We start from the raw sequence: 16,679 nt of genomic DNA on the forward strand, positions 1-16,679 counted from the left end.
GCCATGCGTGTCGCCACCGTGCAGCCGTACACCGTCCCCGCGGATCTTTCCGCGAACATCGCCGAACACGCGAGACTTCTCCGGATCGCGGACGCCGATCTCTGCGTCTTCCCCGAACTTTCCTTGACCGGCTTGGAGTTCGAGGCGCTCGCCGCCGATCCGGGACTCTGGCTGTCCTCGGACGATCCCCGCCTCGAACCGCTCCGGGAGGCGTGCCGGGCCAGTGGTGTCCATGCCGTCATCGGCCTTCCGCTCGTGGAGGACGGACGGCGGTTCATCGGTTCGCTCGTCCTCGGCCCGGCCGGGGAAACCGTTGCCACCTATGCGAAACGCACCCTGCACGGCAGCGAGGAAGAACTGTTCGAACCAGGCGCGCGGCAGGTGATCATCGAGGTCGGTGGCAGGCGTCTCGGCCTCGCGATCTGCCTCGACGCGGCGAACCCGGACCATGCGCGGGAGCTTGCCGAGGCGGGCGCCGAGGTCTACGTCCTCAGCGCGCTCTTCAGTGAGGGCCAGGAACAGCGGCTGCTCGACCAGGTCGGCGTCGCGGCCGGGTATGGGATGTGGGTCGTGCTCTCCCAGTTTTCCGGCAAGACCGGCGGGATGGCCGCGTTCGGTGGCAGCGGGGTCTGGAAACCCGGAGGCGCCGCCGAGGTACGCCTCGGCGGCGAGGTCTCCGAGTGGGCCTACGCGACGATTGCTTCCTGAACTTTCCGGGTGCGAAGGAACACCATCGCGGAGAAGACGGCGAGAGCGAGCAGTCCGGCGCTCAACGCGTACGCCGTCCGGTAGCCACTGGTGAGCGCCTCGGGAATCGCGGTGCCCCCGGCCAGGAGCGAGCCGGTGCGGGACGCGGCAGCGGTCGCGAGCACGGCGGTCCCGATGGCCGCGCCGATCTGCTGCGTGGTGTTGATCAGCCCTGAAGCGACCCCGGTGTCTGCGGGGGCGACGCCGGACATCGCCTGTCCCATCAGCGCCGGCATCGCCGCGCCGAACCCGATGCCCATCAGGACGAGCGCGGGCAGGACGTCCGTCGCGTAGTCGCCGTCCGCCTCGACGGTGGCGAGGAAACCGAGCGCCAGCGTGACCAGGGAAAGCCCGGTGACGAGTACCGTTCGTGCCCCGAAGCGGTGGTTCAGCCGCTCGGCGAAGACCAGGGACATCACCGCGATCGAGAGCGGGGCGGGCAGGAAGGCGAACCCGGTGCTCAGCGCGTCGAGCCGGAGTACGCGCTGCAGGTAGAGCGCGGTGATGAACTGGAAGCCGAACAGCCCGGCGACCATCAGCACCATCACCGTGTTCGCCCCGGACACCGCGCGGAGGCGGAAGATCCGCAGCGGCAGCAGCGGTTGACGGGCCTTCGCTTGCCGGAGCACGAATCCGGCGAGAAGCAGCAGCGACACCGCGAGCAACCCGAGCGTGCGGGCGTCGGCCCAGGTGTACTCCTCGGCCTTGACGATCGTGTAGACCAGGAGCATCAGCCCGCTGGTGACCAGTCCAGCGCCGGTGACGTCGGTGCCGCCGCGCAGCCCGGGGCCCGTGTCGTCGGCGAGCAGCCGGACGGCCAGCGCGATCGCGATCGCGCCGATCGGCAGGTTGACGAAGAACGTCCAATGCCAGTCGAGCAGCTGGGTGAGCGTTCCGCCCGCGATGAGCCCGATCGACGATCCGGCGGCCTGGGTGAAGCTGTAGACGCCGATGGCCTTCGCCCGTGCCCGCGGTTCCGGGTAGAGCGTGGTGATCATGCCGAGCACGACGGCCGACGCCAGCGCGCCGCCCGCGCCCTGCAGAAAACGGAACACGATGAGCTGCGCCTGGTCCTGCGCGATTCCGCACAGCAGGGAGGCGAGCGTGAACAGGCCGAGCCCGGCGAGGAAGACCCGTTTCCGGCCGATCAGGTCGCCCAGTCTGCCGGACAACAGGAGCAGCCCGGCGAACGCGATCAGGTAGGCGTTGACCACCCAGGCGAGGGTGGACGGCGTGAAGCCGAGGTCGTTCTGGATCGCGGGCAGCGCGACGGCGACGATCGAGCCGTCGAGGACGACCATCAGCGAGACGGCGCAAAGGACGGCGAGGGCGAGAGCGCGCTGTGGCATGAAGAATCCCATTCGGAAGAGTTCCCCAGGTGATGCTTTGGTGCATCACTTGTAACAGCGCCCATCTTGTGTGACTCTGTTCCTCGCCGGAAGGAGGCACTTTCATGTCCCAGGGGAACACCGATGTGACCGCGCAGGCCAGGGTCGTCGATCCGGAAAAACTCGAGGTGTGCACCGTGCTCGAGGTGATCAACCGGATCAGCGGCAAGTGGGCGATCGGCATCCTGCTGGAGGCCACGCGCGGTCCCGTGCGGTTCACCGAACTCGAGCGGTCGGTGGAGGGGATCAGCAGGCGGATGCTCACGCTGACGTTGCGGAACCTCGAACGTGACGGCCTGCTCGTGCGCACCGTGTACCCCACGGTGCCGCCGAAGGTGGAATACGAGGCCACACCGATGGCGAAAGAACTCTATGCGTCGCTGAGCGGCTTGCTGAGCTGGGCCGAGCGCCACCGCGACTCGATCGCCGCGTCCCGCGTGGTCTACGACGAGAAGGTCAGCGCCTGACGCCTGCCGCGTGCACGGCGCGCTGGACGTGCGAGCACAACAGGTCGAAGTACATCCTCTGGAACGGCAGGTCCGTGCTGTTCTTCACGGACCAGCTTTCCCAGAGCCCGCCCGGCCGCAGATAGCGTGACGTGTACGCGGTCGTGAGGTCGGCGTCGATGTGGTGCAGGGCCGCGAGCGCCCACTCCTGGTCGTAGCGCAGATCCGGCCGCGCGAGGTAATGGTCCAGATAGGACACGAGGATCTCGGCGTCGGCGATCGTGCCGAACCGGGCGAGCGCGAAACAGTAGCCCTGCCCGGCGAAGACCAGTCCGCTCTCCAGCAGCAGCTCCCGGATACGCCCGCGCCAGGCGGTGCGGCGGGCGACGCCGATCAGCCAGGCCGCCGTGATCCGCGGCCTCCAGTCGGCCGCGAGCAGGTCGCCGAGTTCGTCGTCGGTGATGCTCCGCGCGTCCTCGACCAGGTCGCGCAGGAAAACCTCGCGTTCGGGGTCGCTCATCATCCCGGCGAAGTTGCCGTGCAGCAGCTTGGAGTACCGCGAGACCACGTAACGGTCGATGGCGTCCGGCATACCGGTGAGTTTCCCAGAAACGAAGAACCGCGGTGCGAGGACGGGGGACCCTCGCACCGCGGTTTCGGTTCTTGCCGTGCGCTAAACGCGTGCCACGGCCTTCTCCCTGTCTCCGTCACTGTCCTCGTGGGGATCCGAGGCGTGATCGTCGATCAGGGTGGCTTCGTCGAACGGGGCCTGGCCGCTGAAGACCCGGTTGGCCTGGTCGCGGTCGAATTCCTTGGTCCACGTGCCGACCAGGACAGTCGCGACGGCGTTGCCCGCGAAGTTGGTCAGCGCGCGGGCCTCGGACATGAACCGGTCGATGCCGAGGATGAATCCGACGCCGTCGACCAGTTCCGGCCGGTGCGACTGGAGTCCGCCGGCGAGGGTGGCGATCCCGGCGCCGCTCACGCCCGCCGCGCCCTTCGACGCGATGATCATGAACAGCAGCAACGAGATCTGTTCGCCGACGCCCAGCGGCTGGTCCTGCGCGCTGGCGATGAACAGCGTCGCCATGGTCAGGTAGATGGCCGTGCCGTCGAGGTTGAACGAGTACCCGGTGGGCACGGTGATGCCGACGACCGGCTTGCTGACCCCGAGGTGCTCCATCTTCGCGATCAGGCGAGGCAGGGCCGATTCGGACGACGAGGTCGACAGGATCAGCAGGAACTCGCGGCCGAGATAGCGCAGCAGGGTGAAGATGTTGATCCGCGCGCCGAGCCACAGCACCGAGCCGAGCACGCCGAACACGAAGACCAGGCAGGTCAGGTAGAAGCCGATCATGATGACGGCGAGGCTGCGCAGCGCGCCCCAGCCGGTTTCCCCGACCACCGCGGCGATCGCGCCGAACGCGCCCACCGGGGCCGCCCACATGATCATCGCGAGGATCCGGAACACCAGCCGCTGGATGTGCTCGATACCGCGGCGGATCGGTTCGCCCTTGGTGCCCAGCTTCTGGACGGCGAACCCGGCGAGCAGCGCGACCAGCAGCGTCTGCAGCACCTGGCCTTCGGTGAAGGCGGAACCGAAGCTGGTGGGGATGATGCCCATCAGGAAGTCGACGGTGCCTTCGCCGCCCTCGGCCTGTTTGTGCGCCTTCGCCGCGGCGGCGGGGTCGAGGTGCAGGCCCTCACCCGGGTGCAGGAGGTTGCCGACGACGAGGCCGATCGCGAGCGCGAACGTCGACATCATCAGGAAGTAGCCGAGCGACAGCAGCCCGACCTTGCCGACCTTCGCGGCCTTCGCCACCGATCCGATGCCGAGCACGATGGTGCAGAAGATGATGGGGGAGATCATCATCTTGATCAGGTTGACGAAGCCCGTGCCGAGCGGTTTGAGTTCCTTGGCCAGACCCGGCGCGGCGAACCCGACGATGACGCCGAGGACCACCGCCGCGATCACGGCCAGGTACAGGTAATGCATCTTGTCGCGACGTCGTGGCGCCGCTTCCGGCGTTGTAGGCACCTTTGCCTCCAGCTCAGGGGGTCTCCGTGGGATTGCCGGTCACTATCACCCGGCCAGGTGAGCTGGGTCACGGTTGTGTTCATTGAGTTCGCGCGAGCGGTTTCCGGGGAATTCCGGCCGGGCGCGCTGAGCGGCCCCGGGAGCGGTGTGCTGGTATGAGCGGGTGCCCTCGACGACGCGGATCCGGACCAGGCGCGGCAGCCTCGCCCGCCAGCTGCTGATTCTGCAGCTCGTCGTGCTCTTCGTGCTCGTCGCGGCGGGGGTGGCCTTCGCCTATCTCGATTCGGTGCGGGCCACCGAAGACCGGGCGCGGGACAAGGTGACCGCGGTCGCCGAGTCGTTGGCGGACGCGCCGGGCGTGCTGGCCGCACTGTCCACATCGGAGCCCACCGCGACGTTGCAGCCGTTCGCGCAGAGTGTCCGAGCGGACACGCAGGTGGATTTCGTGACCATCATGGACAAGAACGGGATCCGCTACACGCATCCGAATCCGGACCTGATCGGGCAGCCGTTCATCGGCAACATCGGCGAGGCGCAACGCGGCGGCCGGGTGCTCGAGACCTACGCCGGCTCGCTCGGGCCGTCCGAACGCGTCGTGGTGCCGGTGCACGGTGCCGCCGGACAGGTCGTCGCGCTGGTGTCGGTCGGCATCACCGTCGAAGCGATCGACGCCGAACTGCGGGAACGCCTGTGGCCGCTGATCGGGGTCGCGGTGGCGGTACTGGTGGTCGGCGGGATCGGCAGCTACCTGGTCAGCGCCCGGCTCCGGCGGCAGACCAGGGGGATCGCGCCCGAGGAACTGAGCAACCTGTTCGAGTACCACGAAGCCGTCCTGCATTCCGTGCGCGAGGGGCTGCTGCTCGTCGGCGGTGACGGGCGGGTGGTGCTGTGCAACGACGGAGCCCGCGCGCTGCTGGGTGTCACCGACGATCCGGTGGGCCGCGAACTGTCCTCATTGGATATTCCCGAAGATCTCGTCGAAGCGTTCACCTCGGGGGAGGAGCGCACCGACGAGCTCCATCTCACCGAGGCCAGGGTGCTCGTCGTCAGCACGTCGCCGGTGCGCTCGCGCGGTAAGGCGATGGGCACCGTGGTGATCCTGCGCGACCACACGGAACTCCAGGCGCTGACCGGGGAACTGACCACCGTGCGCGGCCTGGCCGAGGCGCTGCGGTCGCAGGCGCACGAGGCGGCGAACCGGCTCCACACCGTCGTTTCGCTGGTCGAGATCGGCCGCCCCGAACAGGCCGTCGAGTTCGCGACCGAAGAACTCGCGCTGGCGCAGGAACTCACCGACCGCGTGGTCGGCGCGGTCGCCGAACCGGTGCTCGCGGCGCTGCTGCTCGGCAAGGCGGCGGAGGCGAGCGAGCGCGGCGTCGAGTTCACGATCACGCCCGACACCGTCATGGAGGACGCGGACACCGGCGTCCCGCCGCGGGATCTGGTGACCATCCTCGGCAACCTGATCGACAACGGCATCGACGCGGCGGCGGGGAACGCCGGCGAAGGCGGGCGGCCCGGCGTCGAGGTCACCGTGCGGTCCGACGCCGAGGGGCTGCTGCTGCGGGTCGCCGACACCGGCCCCGGCGTGGAAGACGTCGAGGACGTCTTCCGGCGCGGCTGGTCCACCAAACCGGAGGACGGCCACGGGCTCGGACTGGCACTGGTGGGTCAGGCGGTGCGACGGCACAGTGGGACGATCGACGTCGGCCGCGACGAGGGCGCGGTGTTCACCGTGTGTTTGCCGCTGAAGGAGCCGACACGATGATCAAGGTGCTGGTCGTCGAGGACGAACCGGTGGCCGCCGACGCGCACCGCGTGTACGTCGAGCGGATGCCCGGCTTCACCGTGTCCGGCGTCGTCCACTCCGGCGGAGACGCCCTGCGGTTCTGCGAACGCGAACCGGTCGATCTGGTGCTGCTGGACTTCTATCTCCCGGACACGCACGGTCTCGCCGTCTGCCGGTCGCTGCGCGCGGCCGGGCTCCCGATCGACGTCATCGCGGTGACCTCGGCGCGGGATCTGGCGCTGGTGAAGGCCGCCGTGTCGGTCGGCGTGGTGCAGTACCTGCTGAAACCGTTCACTTTCGCCTCGCTGCGGGAGAAACTCGAGCGCTACGCCGAGTTCCACGGCGCATCGGGTGAGGTGACCGGGCAGGCCGAGATCGACCGCGCGCTCGGCACCCTGCGCACCACCGAGCGGCAAGTCCTGCCGAAGGGGATGAGCGCGCAGACCCTGGAGGCGATCACCGAAGTCCTCGCCTCGGCCGCGGACGGCCTCTCCGCCGGAGCGGCCGCGACCGCGATCGGCGCCTCCCGCGTCACCGCACGCCGTTACCTCGAATACCTCGCCGACAACGGCCTCGCCCAGCGTGAGCCCCGCTACGGCCAGGTCGGCCGCCCCGAGGTCTGGTACAAACCGAAAACCGTATAACGTCCTATACGTCGACTCGCGGGCTGCCTTGGGCATCGTGAAGATCGGCGAACTCGCGCGGAAGACCGGGGTCAGCGTCCGGGCGCTGCGCTATTACGAGGAAGAGGGCTTGATCAGCCCAGGCGGGAAGGCAACGGCTACCGCGACTTCTGCGAAGGCTCGGTCGAGGCGGTCCTGCAGATCCGCGAAGTCCTCCCGTACCTCGACGGACGAGGGGAAGTCCGGCCGAAGGAGCCGTGCGAGTACATGATCGGCGAGGTCGCGCGGCAGTGGGAAGTGCTCGATCGCCGGATCGCGCTCATGACCAGCAATCGCGACGCCCTCGACGCGTACCTCCGCGACTTGACCCTCACGCAAATGTGAGGGATTTAGCGTGCGGACATGACTTCGATGCGCGCGCTGCGACAGAGCTCCTCGAACGGTCCCGAAGACCTTCACTTGATCACCGACGCACCCGTTCCGGCGAGATCCTGCTGAAGGTCACCGCCGCGGGGGAGGGGGTGACCGCGCCTGTCATCGGCGACCACGTCGTCGGGACCGGTGTCGGGGCCTTCGCCGAGTACATGGTCATGTCCGCGGCCGGCGCGGTCCCGGTACGCGAAGGCTGGTCGGACGACCAGGCGATCGGGCTGATCCTGAACTGGGTCACGGCGCTCGCCGCGCTCAAGCCGCTGGGCAGGCTGGCCGCCGGTGAGACCGTGCGGGTGGACGCGGCGGCAGGCGGGGTCGGTCAGGCCGCGGTCCGGCTGGCCAAGCATTACGGGGCGACCGTCATCGGTGCCGCGTCGCCGGACAAGCACGACTCGGTCCGGGCGCTGGGCGCCGACCGCGTGGTCGGTTACGGCGAGGAGACGGGGGAGGTGGATCTCGTGCTCGAATCGGTCGGCGGACCACGTTCGCCGCCGGTCTCGCCGCCGCCAAGCGGGTCACCGGACGCGTCGTGGTCTACGGCGTCGCCGGGGACGAGGTCGCGATCACGAACCGGGACTTGAACTTCCGGCATCAGATCCACGTGATCGGACTGCATCTCGGCGTCCTGATCGAGCACGCGCTCGCGAACCTCGAAGCGCGAGCGACTTCGGGCAAGCTCGTGCTGCGGCCCTGAACGAGGGTGACCGAACATAGTCGTATGCGAACACGTGCATGTCAATAGAGCGAAAGTGTTGGTAAATCACCAGCTGGTAGAAGCGACGAAAGTTGGTGCCAAGCCTCGGCCGGGACTCCTAAATTCACGAACCATTCCGTTGTCCTCACAAGGAGTGGGTCCATGGCAAGGAAGTTCTTCGTCTCCGCGTCGGTGAGCTTGGCGCTGCTGGCCGTCCCGGTCACCGCCGGTCAGGCCACGGCGGCGGTTCAGCCTGCTCAGCAGACCGCGGCGGCGACCACGGTCTACTACGACGCCTCGGGAGCGCCCAGCTTCCGCGCCGCCATCCAGGCGGGCGTGGCGAACTGGAACAACTCGGTGTCGAACGTGAAGCTGCAGGAGAGCTCGTCGGGCGCCACCCTGCGCTACACCGAAGGCAACGACCCCTCGGGTTCGTACGCCGAGACCGACGGCCACGGCCGCGGCACGATCTTCATCGACTACACGCAGGCGCGGGAGTACGACCAGACGCGGATCGCCGCGCACGAGACCGGCCACGCGCTCGGCCTGCCGGACAACTACCAGGGTCCGTGCTCCGAGCTGATGTCCGGCGGCGGCCCCGGCCCGTCCTGCACCAACGCGAAGCCGAACGCCCAGGAGGTCTCGCGGGTGAACTCGCTGTGGGCCAACGGGCTCGTCGCGGCGGGCGCCATGCAGCGCATCTACAACTGACGCTCGTAAGTCCGTGAAGGCCTCCTTCCCTACGCTCAAGGTAGGGAAGGAGGCCTTCACGGACGTCCCTTGAACTCGTAGGCGCCCGCATCGACCCGCGCGCCGGCGAAGACCGGGTTGCCGTCGACGTCGTCGTTGCCGCCCGGCGTCACGACGGTCATGTGGTCGTTGTCGACGAGGTCGTTCTGCGTGACCTCGGTGCCCTCGGCCGACGGCGCGATGTACACGCCCGCGCCGGCACCCGTGATCAGGTTCGACAGCACCTTGTTGCGGTCACCGGACACCTTCACTCCGGCCCAGGAGCAGCGTCCCGCGTCGGCCGCGACGCCGATCTGCAGGTCCTTCACCACGGTGTCGTTCCCGGGAAGATCGACACACGCCTCGGCGTTGCCCTTGACGACCGGCCGCGCCCCGGTGCCATACGCGCCGATCGTGACACCCGAACTCTTGACGGTGAGGCCGCCGGACCAGGCACCTCCGCGACGCAACAGAACGGTGTCGCCCGCCGCGAACGTGGTGGCGGAGACCTTCGCCAGTGACTTCCACGGGGTCTGCTGCGAAGTGCCGCTCGCGGTGTCACTACCGGAGACCTGGTCGACGTAGTAGGTCTTCGAGGCGGCTTCGGCCGTCGTGAACCCGGTGCACGCGACGGCGGCGAGCACGGCCACGGAAAGCAGTTTCCAGGACATCCCGCGGACGGTAATCACCTGGCGCACAAGGGTCGTACAAAATCCTCGGCGCCTCTAGCATGATCCGATGCGCCGGGCGTCGAGGATTCTCGTACCGGCCGCGTTGCTGTTCAGCGCCGTGGTGGCGAGCAGCGGGATCGCGTCCGCGCCGCCGCCGGTGGCTCCCGTCGCCGGTCTGAACGAGCTCTGGAACGACTACGGCGACCAGGGCGGCCACTGGACCGGCGGGGATCGCACGGTGTCGGTGCCGCTGCCCGACGGCCGTACCGCGTGGCTGTTCTCGGACACGTTCCTCGGCACGGTGAACCCCGACCACAGCCGCCCCCGGGACAGCCCGATCGCCCGCAACACCCTGGTCGTCCAGCGTCCGGACGGCACGCTGGGGGAGACGCTGCACGGCGGAACCGCGGACGAGCCGGAGGCATTGATCGGGCTCGCGGGTTCGGGTGAGCACTACTGGGTCGGCGACGGAGTCGTCGAGGACGATGTCCTGCGGGTGCTCTACAACCGGTACGAGACAACGGGGCCAGGCGGCCTCGATTTCCGGAGCACCGGGACGTCGCTGGCCACGTTCCGGTTGCCCGCGCTGACGCCGTCCGAGCTGCTGGTGATCCCGGTGAGCGAGAAGGTCGCGTGGGGATCGGAGCTGCTCGAAGACGGCGGGTACACCTACCTCTACGGTGCCGAACAAGGCCATCTCCGGCTCGCCAGGGTGCCTGTCGGGAGCCTTCGCGGACCTTGGCAGTTCTGGACCGGCGCCGGTTGGTCGTCCCACGAGGAGCACTCGGTCCGGATGCTGTCCGGGATCGGGACGGCGTTCTCAGTGACCCGTGTCGGCGGCGAGTACGTGCTGATCACCATGGACACCAGCCCCGGCTTCAGCCCGGTGATGCTCGCCTACACCGCGAGTTCGCCGACTGGCCCGTTCCGCGATCCCGTCGTTCTCCACCGGGCACCCGAAGCCGGCGACCGGCGCATCGTCTACGACGCGACAGCGCATCCGCAGCTGAGCCGTCCCGGGAAGCTCACGGTGTCGTACAACGTGAACAGCCTCGACCACGGCGACAACTTCGAGGACGCGCGGATCTACCGGCCGCGGTTCGTCGAGGTCGCCTGGCCGCCGGTACTACGCTTCATCGGGTGATCGAGATACTCGACGATCTGGACGTCCTCACCCGGCCGGATGTCGATCCGCGCGGCCTGAGCCTCGCCGGTGTCCGTTATGGGGCGAAGGCCGCCGATACCGTCGCCCGCGACAGCGTCATCGAGGTCACGCTCTCGCCGATCGTCCACCGCGTGATCGCCGGAAGCGGCCGGGCCACGGAGTACTACGGCGCGGAGGGGGAGCCCCTCTCGCGTGAAGAGGTGGTCGAGAGCGTCGTCGAAACCGAGGGAATCGTTCACTTTTCCGGCAAGTTCAGCTGCCGGATCGTCGACGGGATGGTCTCCGGGTTCGCGTTGTACGGTGCCGGGCGTGGTCTCCTCGCCCACTTCGGGTACCTGCGCTCCCGTGACGAGTTCCTCGAAGTGTTCGGCACGCCCGATCTCGCCGAGGAGAGCTTTGATTGTGGCGAGCTGATGGGATACCGGCATCGCTACCGGGCTGCCGAGAAGCAGGTCTTCTGGGACAGCTGGGACGAGCACGTGGGCTGGTTGAACATCGGCGACTTCGATTCTCGCTGATCACTCGAGCGCGCGGCCTCCCGGCGCTTCGATGGTCAGGGGAACCGACGTGTCACCGGTGAGCTGGTTCAGCCGGGTCATGGTCCGGTCCAGTTGCTCCGCCAGCCGCGGGATCGTGCTCGACGGGAGATAGGCCTCCGCGCCGGCGTCGAGAAGACGGCGCACCGGGCCCTCATACTTGACCCCGAGCTCAGCGTCTTCGATCTCCGTGATCACGATCCGCGCCTTCGGGTACAGCGCACGGAAGTTGCCGATCAACTGCGGGCTGCCCGGCGGGACCAGCAGGACGTCGACGCTCGGGGGAGCCGAGCGCAAGTCCAGGACGAGGTAGCCGGGGCCGAGCCGCTCGGACAGCGAATCCCTGGCCGCCGCCGACAGCTTCATAGCGGTTGCCACGACCGTGATGCCGTCGGAGTCCGCCGAACGCACCGGTTCTTCGCGGACAGCGCCGGAAATCGTTCCGATCGTCTCGCCGTTCCGCGTGATGAGCACGTCCTCGCCAGGGCGGAGGATGTCGATGAGTGCTACGAGTTCTTCAGGAAGCTGGGTGGCGTCGACCCACCGTGCGGACTGATCACTCATCACCCCATGATGGCCCGCTTCCCTGCACCTGCCGCAAGGAAGGGGACCCTCATACACTTCGGGTGCGCGGACCGTGTGGATTTCGGGACGTCAGATGCCCCGAAATCCACACGGTCACCGAGAGGACCGGCGTGCCCCGACCGGAATGCCGCGGCCGTGAGTGGCGATCCGGGGCCAGGGCCAAGAGCGCCTCAAATACCTACTGGATTTGGCTGGGCTTATCGTTGGGTCAGGTGCACCAGCGACCACAGCAGGCACAGCGGCCGCGCGTGAAGGCCCCTTCCCTCGGCTGAGCCGAGGGGAGGGGCCTTCGCGCTTAATGCGGGCGCCGAGCCCACGTGCTTACCGCTGCCGCGGCCGCCCGGGAACTCCAGGCCGCGTCTGCCAGGGATGCGGCCCGTCGAGCGGCCGGTACTCGACGCCCAGCGCGTCCAGTCGCGGCAGGTGGTGGTCCCGCAAACGCGGCAGGAACTCCGTGTAGTCCCGCCCGTCCGGATCGCTCCACGCCACCTCCGCGAAGGCGCACAGGCGCGGGAAGGTGACGTAATCCACCCGCCGCGCGGTGTCGAGATGCTCCGACCACACCTGCGCCTGCGCGCCGAGGATCGACTTCCCCTCGGGAAAATCGGCGGGCACCGGCTCGTAGCCGTAGAAGCTCTCCAGCGTGCTCAGGTACCCGACGGGGATCGGTTCATCGGGGTGGTCGGACTGCCGGTGGTCCAGGTACACGTGCTCCTCGGGGCACATGACGACGTCGTGGCCCGCGGCCGCCGCGCGGGCACCGGCCGCCTCGCTCTGCCACGAGCCGATGACCATCGGCGGCAGGTCGCCCGCTTCGAGCACCTCGTCCCAGCCGAGCGGACGACGCCCCCGATCGACCAGGTGCTGCGCGATCTCACGGACGAACCGGCCGTGTTCCTCGGTCGCGCCGGGTACTTCGTCACCGCCGAGCGCGATGACCTCGGACGGGAAGATCTCCAGCACGTGGTCGAAGACCCGCTTGAAGAAGTCCACAGTGGACTTCTCCGTGTTCAGCAGCGACGTGCTGATACCCCAGCTCGTCCACACCTCCCACGGCTCGCCGGTTTCCGGGCCGAGCTCGGGGTACGCGGTGATCGCGGCCCTGGCGTGGCCGGGGATGTCGACCTCCGGGACCACGGTCACCGAACGCGCCGCGGCGTACGCGACGATCTCGCGGAGATCGTCGGCCGAGTAGAACCCGCCGTGCGGACGCCCGTCCCGTTCCGGACCGTCGTGCCGCCCGACCATGGACGACTTCCGCCAGCCGCCGACCTCGGTCAGCCTGGGGAACTCGGGGATCTCGATCCGCCAACCCTGATCGTCGGTCAGGTGCAGGTTGAGCACGTTGAGCTTGTGCGCGGCGATCAGGTCGATGAACCGCAGCACCTCGGCCTTGGTCCGGAAGTGCCTTGCCACGTCCAGTAAACAGCCGCGCCAGCCGAACCGCGGGTGGTCGGTGACCACGCCGCACGGGATCGTCTGCTGTCCACTGTGGATCGGCGCGGCCCGGAACGCGTCCGGCCCGATCAGCTGCCGGAGCGTCTGGCGGCCGTAGAACTCGCCTGCCGCGTCGGCCGCGTGCAGTGTCACGCCGGACGGATCGATCTCCAGCCGATAGCCCTCGGCGGGCAGCAGATCGGCACGGCGCACGTCCACTTCGGACGGTACTGGGCAGTGTCCCGGCAAGGGTTCCACCGAGACGGGACGGGGGAGCAAGGTTTCGAAGCCAGGCATGTCAGCCCTTCACCGCGCCGCCCATGACGGACACGAGTCGTCGTTGCACGAGTATGAAGAACACCAGCACCGGGATGGTCATCAACGTCGAACCCGCCATCACCGCGCCCCAGTCGGTGTCCTCCGGTTTGAAGAACACCAGGATCGCCAGCGGGAGCGTCTGGTTCTCGGTGTTGGAGATGATGAACGTCTTCGCGAACAGGAAGTCGTTCCAGGCGTGGATGAACGCCAGTACGCTGATCGCCACCAGGCCGGGCGCCACCAGCGGGAAGAGGATCTGCCAGGTGAACCGCATCCGGCTCGCTCCGTCGATCTTCGACGCTTCTTCCAGCTCCTGCGGCACCGCGGCGACGAAGCCGCGCAGCATCCAGATCGCGAACGGCAGGCTGAACGCCAGGTGCACCAGGATCAGCGAGCCGAGGTGGTTGGTGCCGAACGCCGGCGCGACGTCGCCGACCGACCGCATCAGGAAGAACAGCGGGATGGTCAGCGCCTCCACCGGCACCATCTGCGCTACCAGCACCATCACCAGCAGCACGGTCCTGCCCTTGAAGTTGAACCGCGTCAGCGCGACCGCCGAGAGGAACGAGAGCAGCAGCGACAACGCCACCACCACGACGGCCACGATCACGCTGTTCAGGAAGAACATCGCGAAACCCTCGCCGCTGAGCACCCGTTCGAAATGCTCCAGGGTCGGCGTGAGCGTCCAGGGCCGGGGGTTCTCCGCCTGGATCTGCCCGGTGGGCTTGAACGCCGAAAGCACCATCCAGTACACCGGGAACGCGACCATCCCGGCGATCACCACGCAGACGATCTCGGCGATCAGCCTGCCGGGCCTGCGCACCCGGCGGCCCGTCGTCACACCCATCCCGCGCTCCGGCGTTGCGACCGGACGTACAACCCGGTGATGGACAGCAGCAGCAAGGTCATCACGACTCCGAGCGCCGCGCCGAGACCGTATTCCTGTCCGGCGAAGGCCTGTTGATAGGCGAAGACGTTGAGCACGAGGTTGCGCCCGGCCACGCCGCCGCCGTTGGTCATCACGTAGATCTGGGTGAAGATCTTGAAGTCCCAGATGATCGACTGGATGGTGGCGATGGTCAGCAGCGGCCGCACCATCGGCAGCGTGATCGACCACGTGGTGCGCCAGGTCGACGCGCCGTCGAGGTACGCGGCCTCGATGACCTCCTCCGGCACCCCCTTGAGCCCCGCGTACATCGTCACCATGACGAACGGGAACGAGCACCAGATGACCTCGGCCGCCACCAGCCCGAACGTGCTGTAGGTGTCGAACGTCCAGGAGTGGTTCGCCATCCCGGTGAACCCGATGCCCGAGAGCACCTCGTTCACCAGGCCGAAGTCCGCGTCGAACAGGAACAGCCAGACGTACGAGCCCGCCATCGCCGGCGTCGCCCACGCGGCGAGCGCCGCCAGGAACAGCGGGACACGCGCCCACGCGCGGACCCGGGTCGCCAGCACGGCGAGTCCCGTCCCGAGCGCGAGGCTGCCGACGACGCAGACCGCCGTGAAGCCGAGGGTCTTGGCCAGCACCTCCCAGAACTGGAGGTTCTCCAGCAATTCGACGTAGTTGCCGAAGCCGAGGAACACCAGCGGGGCATTGCCGACCGCCTGCGGCTGGCCGTAGTCGTAGAACGAGATCAGGACGAGCTGGTAGATCGGGTACACCAGCATCGCCAGCAGCAAGATGCCACCGGGCGCCAGGTAGAGCAGGGCCGCCCGCCCGTCCCGGCGACGGCGGGGTGACCGCCGTGCCGGGACGGCCGGAGCCGTGGTGCGGGGGATTTCTTTCGTGACCACTTAGCCGAACGCCTTGTTCATCTCGGCGGCCGCGGCGGTGAGCGCCGCCGCGGGGTCCTTGCCACCGGTCGCGATCTGCTGGATCGCGGTGGGCAGGACGTTCTGCGCGTCGATCTTCGACCACGCCGCGGTGGCGGGGACGAACTTCGTGCCCGCGGTGAGCGTGTCGACGAACGGCTTGACCGACGGGTCGCTCGCGGCGACCTTCTGCTGGACGCTGCCGAGCGTGGGCAGGTTGCCCATGGCGACGTACATCTTCTCCTGGTACTTCGCGCCACCGAGGAGCTGGGTGAATTCGACCGCGAGGCTCTTGCGCTTGGTCGCGTTGAACACGCCCAGCAGGTTGCCGCCCGCGAACGCCGGGGCGATCTTGCCCGCCTCGGTACCCGGGATCGGGATGATCGCGTACTTGCCCTTCACCTGGCCGGCCTCGACGGCCTTGCGGTTGAAGTCACCACCGATGGACATCCCGGCCTTGCCACCGGCGAACGCCGTGATGCTCTGCGTGCCGGTGAGGTTGGCGCACTGCTCGGGCGGGCAGATGTCCGCCTTCAGCAGGTTCGCGTACGCCGCGACCCCGGCCTTGGCCTGCTCGGAGTCCACCGTGGACTTCCACTTGCCGCCGTCCTGCTTGGCGATCTCGCCACCGTGTGCCCACAGGAACGGCAGCATCGCGTAGGTGTACTTGCCGCCGACGGAGATGCCGTACAGCTCCGGCTTCCTGGCGCGGATCGTCTTCGCGGTCTCGGTCAGCTCCGCCAGCGTCGCCGGCGGCTTGAGGCCGAGTTCGGCGAAGAGGTCCGTGCGGTAGTACAACGCGCGGATACCGGTGAACCACGGAAGGCCGTAGGTCTTGCCGCCGGACTTCGCGGTCTCCAGGACCGCGGGCAGGATGTCGGCCCCTTCCTTCCACGACGAGAGATCGCCGGTCAGGTCGGCCAGCGCGCCGGTGGCGGCGTAGCTGGACACGTCGGTGTTGCCGAACTCGGCGACGTCCGGCGCGCTCGCCGGATCGTTGAAGGCGCCCGAGAACTTGTCCGCACGGCCCTCCACCGGAATCCACTGGACGTCGACCTCGACGCCCGAATGCGCCGCCTTGAACTCGGTGATCGCCTCCTTGACCGCCGCCTCCTTGGGCGCGCGGTTGGCCTCGTCGAACAGCCAGACGCGGATCGTGCCGGTCTTCTCGTCACCGCCGCTCGCGGCGGGGGTGTTCTGGGCCGGCGCGCAGCCCGCCACGAGGCCGACGGTCGCGAGGCCCGCGATGAGGACGCGAGTTCTCAT

18 protein-coding genes are annotated in these 16,679 nt (G+C 68.4%); 9 read left to right on the top strand and 9 right to left on the bottom strand.

Annotated features, from left to right (window positions below; all coding sequences use genetic code 11):
* Positions 1 to 3 precede the first annotated feature (3 nt).
* The gene (locus AC0685_RS34715) at positions 4 to 708 is read left to right on the top strand and encodes a carbon-nitrogen hydrolase family protein (RefSeq protein ID WP_478229365.1); all 705 of its coding nucleotides are present in this window, start codon (positions 4 to 6) and stop codon (positions 706 to 708) included.
* Here the strand turns inward: AC0685_RS34715 and AC0685_RS34720 are convergent.
* The gene (locus AC0685_RS34720; protein ID WP_478229366.1) at positions 687 to 2,096 is read right to left on the bottom strand and encodes an MFS transporter; all 1,410 of its coding nucleotides are present in this window, start codon (positions 2,094 to 2,096) and stop codon (positions 687 to 689) included. The two genes, AC0685_RS34715 and AC0685_RS34720, sit on opposite strands and share 22 nt — an antisense overlap.
* Positions 2,097 to 2,200: 104 nt before the next feature.
* Here AC0685_RS34720 and AC0685_RS34725 point away from each other — a divergent pair, with 104 nt between their 5' ends.
* Positions 2,201 to 2,602 (top strand): winged helix-turn-helix transcriptional regulator, encoded by a 402-nt coding sequence (locus tag AC0685_RS34725; protein WP_240593172.1) that lies wholly within the window; start codon positions 2,201 to 2,203, stop codon positions 2,600 to 2,602.
* Here the strand turns inward: AC0685_RS34725 and AC0685_RS34730 are convergent.
* Positions 2,592 to 3,173: a DUF6000 family protein gene (locus AC0685_RS34730; RefSeq protein ID WP_478229367.1), complete on the bottom strand. Its 582-nt coding sequence runs from the start codon at positions 3,171 to 3,173 to the stop codon at positions 2,592 to 2,594. The genes AC0685_RS34725 and AC0685_RS34730 overlap by 11 nt on opposite strands.
* A gap of 81 nt (positions 3,174 to 3,254) precedes the next feature.
* Complete coding sequence (locus tag AC0685_RS34735; RefSeq protein WP_478229402.1) at positions 3,255 to 4,577, bottom strand: cation:dicarboxylate symporter family transporter; 1,323 nt, start codon at positions 4,575 to 4,577, stop codon at positions 3,255 to 3,257.
* A gap of 205 nt (positions 4,578 to 4,782) precedes the next feature.
* On the opposite strand from AC0685_RS34735, the gene AC0685_RS34740 reads away from it, so the two are divergent.
* The 5 genes from AC0685_RS34740 to AC0685_RS34760 all read left to right on the top strand — a co-directional run bounded on the left by AC0685_RS34740 (position 4,783) and on the right by AC0685_RS34760 (position 8,868).
* Entirely contained in the window at positions 4,783 to 6,387 is a 1,605-nt protein-coding gene (locus AC0685_RS34740; RefSeq protein ID WP_478229368.1) for an ATP-binding protein, read from the top strand.
* Positions 6,384 to 7,052, top strand: a complete 669-nt coding sequence (locus AC0685_RS34745; protein WP_340688341.1) for a response regulator — start codon at positions 6,384 to 6,386, stop codon at positions 7,050 to 7,052. Before AC0685_RS34740 ends, AC0685_RS34745 begins: the two co-directional genes overlap by 4 nt.
* A gap of 37 nt (positions 7,053 to 7,089) precedes the next feature.
* Positions 7,090 to 7,302: a MerR family DNA-binding transcriptional regulator gene (locus AC0685_RS34750; RefSeq protein ID WP_478229369.1), complete on the top strand. Its 213-nt coding sequence runs from the start codon at positions 7,090 to 7,092 to the stop codon at positions 7,300 to 7,302.
* 250 nt (positions 7,303 to 7,552) lie between these two features.
* Positions 7,553 to 8,044: a zinc-binding dehydrogenase gene (locus tag AC0685_RS34755; protein ID WP_478229370.1), complete on the top strand. Its 492-nt coding sequence runs from the start codon at positions 7,553 to 7,555 to the stop codon at positions 8,042 to 8,044.
* 275 nt (positions 8,045 to 8,319) lie between these two features.
* Positions 8,320 to 8,868: a snapalysin family zinc-dependent metalloprotease gene (locus AC0685_RS34760; protein WP_340688345.1), complete on the top strand. Its 549-nt coding sequence runs from the start codon at positions 8,320 to 8,322 to the stop codon at positions 8,866 to 8,868.
* Between the two features lie 56 nt (positions 8,869 to 8,924).
* On the opposite strand, the gene AC0685_RS34765 is transcribed toward AC0685_RS34760, so the two are convergent.
* Positions 8,925 to 9,557 carry a hypothetical protein gene (locus tag AC0685_RS34765; RefSeq protein ID WP_478229371.1) on the bottom strand — a complete coding sequence of 211 codons (633 nt, stop codon included), beginning with the start codon at positions 9,555 to 9,557 and terminating at the stop codon, positions 8,925 to 8,927.
* 67 nt (positions 9,558 to 9,624) lie between these two features.
* Between AC0685_RS34765 and AC0685_RS34770 the strand changes: the two genes are divergently transcribed.
* On the top strand, positions 9,625 to 10,701 hold the full coding sequence (locus AC0685_RS34770) for a DUF5005 domain-containing protein (protein WP_478229372.1): 1,077 nt from the start codon (positions 9,625 to 9,627) through the stop codon (positions 10,699 to 10,701).
* A complete protein-coding gene (locus AC0685_RS34775; protein ID WP_478229373.1) occupies positions 10,698 to 11,240 on the top strand; it encodes a hypothetical protein in 543 nt (180 codons plus the stop codon). The genes AC0685_RS34770 and AC0685_RS34775 overlap by 4 nt, the downstream gene beginning before the upstream one ends.
* Here AC0685_RS34775 and AC0685_RS34780 read toward each other — a convergent pair whose 3' ends face one another.
* From AC0685_RS34780 to AC0685_RS34800, 5 genes are all read right to left on the bottom strand, one after another.
* Entirely contained in the window at positions 11,241 to 11,822 is a 582-nt protein-coding gene (locus tag AC0685_RS34780) for a hypothetical protein (protein WP_478229374.1), read from the bottom strand.
* A gap of 342 nt (positions 11,823 to 12,164) precedes the next feature.
* The gene (locus tag AC0685_RS34785; protein ID WP_478229375.1) at positions 12,165 to 13,577 is read right to left on the bottom strand and encodes a beta-N-acetylhexosaminidase; all 1,413 of its coding nucleotides are present in this window, start codon (positions 13,575 to 13,577) and stop codon (positions 12,165 to 12,167) included.
* A gap of 1 nt (position 13,578) precedes the next feature.
* Positions 13,579 to 14,445 carry a carbohydrate ABC transporter permease gene (locus tag AC0685_RS34790; RefSeq protein ID WP_016335410.1) on the bottom strand — a complete coding sequence of 289 codons (867 nt, stop codon included), beginning with the start codon at positions 14,443 to 14,445 and terminating at the stop codon, positions 13,579 to 13,581.
* Positions 14,436 to 15,395 (bottom strand): carbohydrate ABC transporter permease, encoded by a 960-nt coding sequence (locus AC0685_RS34795; protein ID WP_016335409.1) that lies wholly within the window; start codon positions 15,393 to 15,395, stop codon positions 14,436 to 14,438. The genes AC0685_RS34790 and AC0685_RS34795 overlap by 10 nt, the downstream gene beginning before the upstream one ends.
* On the bottom strand, positions 15,396 to 16,679 hold the full coding sequence (locus AC0685_RS34800; RefSeq protein ID WP_478229376.1) for an extracellular solute-binding protein: 1,284 nt from the start codon (positions 16,677 to 16,679) through the stop codon (positions 15,396 to 15,398). It abuts the gene before it with no gap.

It is taken from the genome of Amycolatopsis sp. NPDC043889, assembly GCF_056435645.1.

Coding starts and splice junctions, on each gene's coding strand:
- AC0685_RS34715 (WP_478229365.1), top strand. CDS start 4: ATGCGTGTCGCCACCGTGCAGCCGTACACCGTCCCCGCGGATCTTTCC.
- AC0685_RS34720 (WP_478229366.1), bottom strand. CDS start 2,096: ATGCCACAGCGCGCTCTCGCCCTCGCCGTCCTTTGCGCCGTCTCGCTG.
- AC0685_RS34725 (WP_240593172.1), top strand. CDS start 2,201: ATGTCCCAGGGGAACACCGATGTGACCGCGCAGGCCAGGGTCGTCGAT.
- AC0685_RS34730 (WP_478229367.1), bottom strand. CDS start 3,173: ATGCCGGACGCCATCGACCGTTACGTGGTCTCGCGGTACTCCAAGCTG.
- AC0685_RS34735 (WP_478229402.1), bottom strand. CDS start 4,577: ATGCATTACCTGTACCTGGCCGTGATCGCGGCGGTGGTCCTCGGCGTC.
- AC0685_RS34745 (WP_340688341.1), top strand. CDS start 6,384: ATGATCAAGGTGCTGGTCGTCGAGGACGAACCGGTGGCCGCCGACGCG.
- AC0685_RS34760 (WP_340688345.1), top strand. CDS start 8,320: ATGGCAAGGAAGTTCTTCGTCTCCGCGTCGGTGAGCTTGGCGCTGCTG.
- AC0685_RS34765 (WP_478229371.1), bottom strand. CDS start 9,557: ATGTCCTGGAAACTGCTTTCCGTGGCCGTGCTCGCCGCCGTCGCGTGC.
- AC0685_RS34770 (WP_478229372.1), top strand. CDS start 9,625: ATGCGCCGGGCGTCGAGGATTCTCGTACCGGCCGCGTTGCTGTTCAGC.
- AC0685_RS34780 (WP_478229374.1), bottom strand. CDS start 11,822: ATGAGTGATCAGTCCGCACGGTGGGTCGACGCCACCCAGCTTCCTGAA.
- AC0685_RS34785 (WP_478229375.1), bottom strand. CDS start 13,577: ATGCCTGGCTTCGAAACCTTGCTCCCCCGTCCCGTCTCGGTGGAACCC.
- AC0685_RS34790 (WP_016335410.1), bottom strand. CDS start 14,445: ATGGGTGTGACGACGGGCCGCCGGGTGCGCAGGCCCGGCAGGCTGATC.
- AC0685_RS34800 (WP_478229376.1), bottom strand. CDS start 16,679: ATGAGAACTCGCGTCCTCATCGCGGGCCTCGCGACCGTCGGCCTCGTG.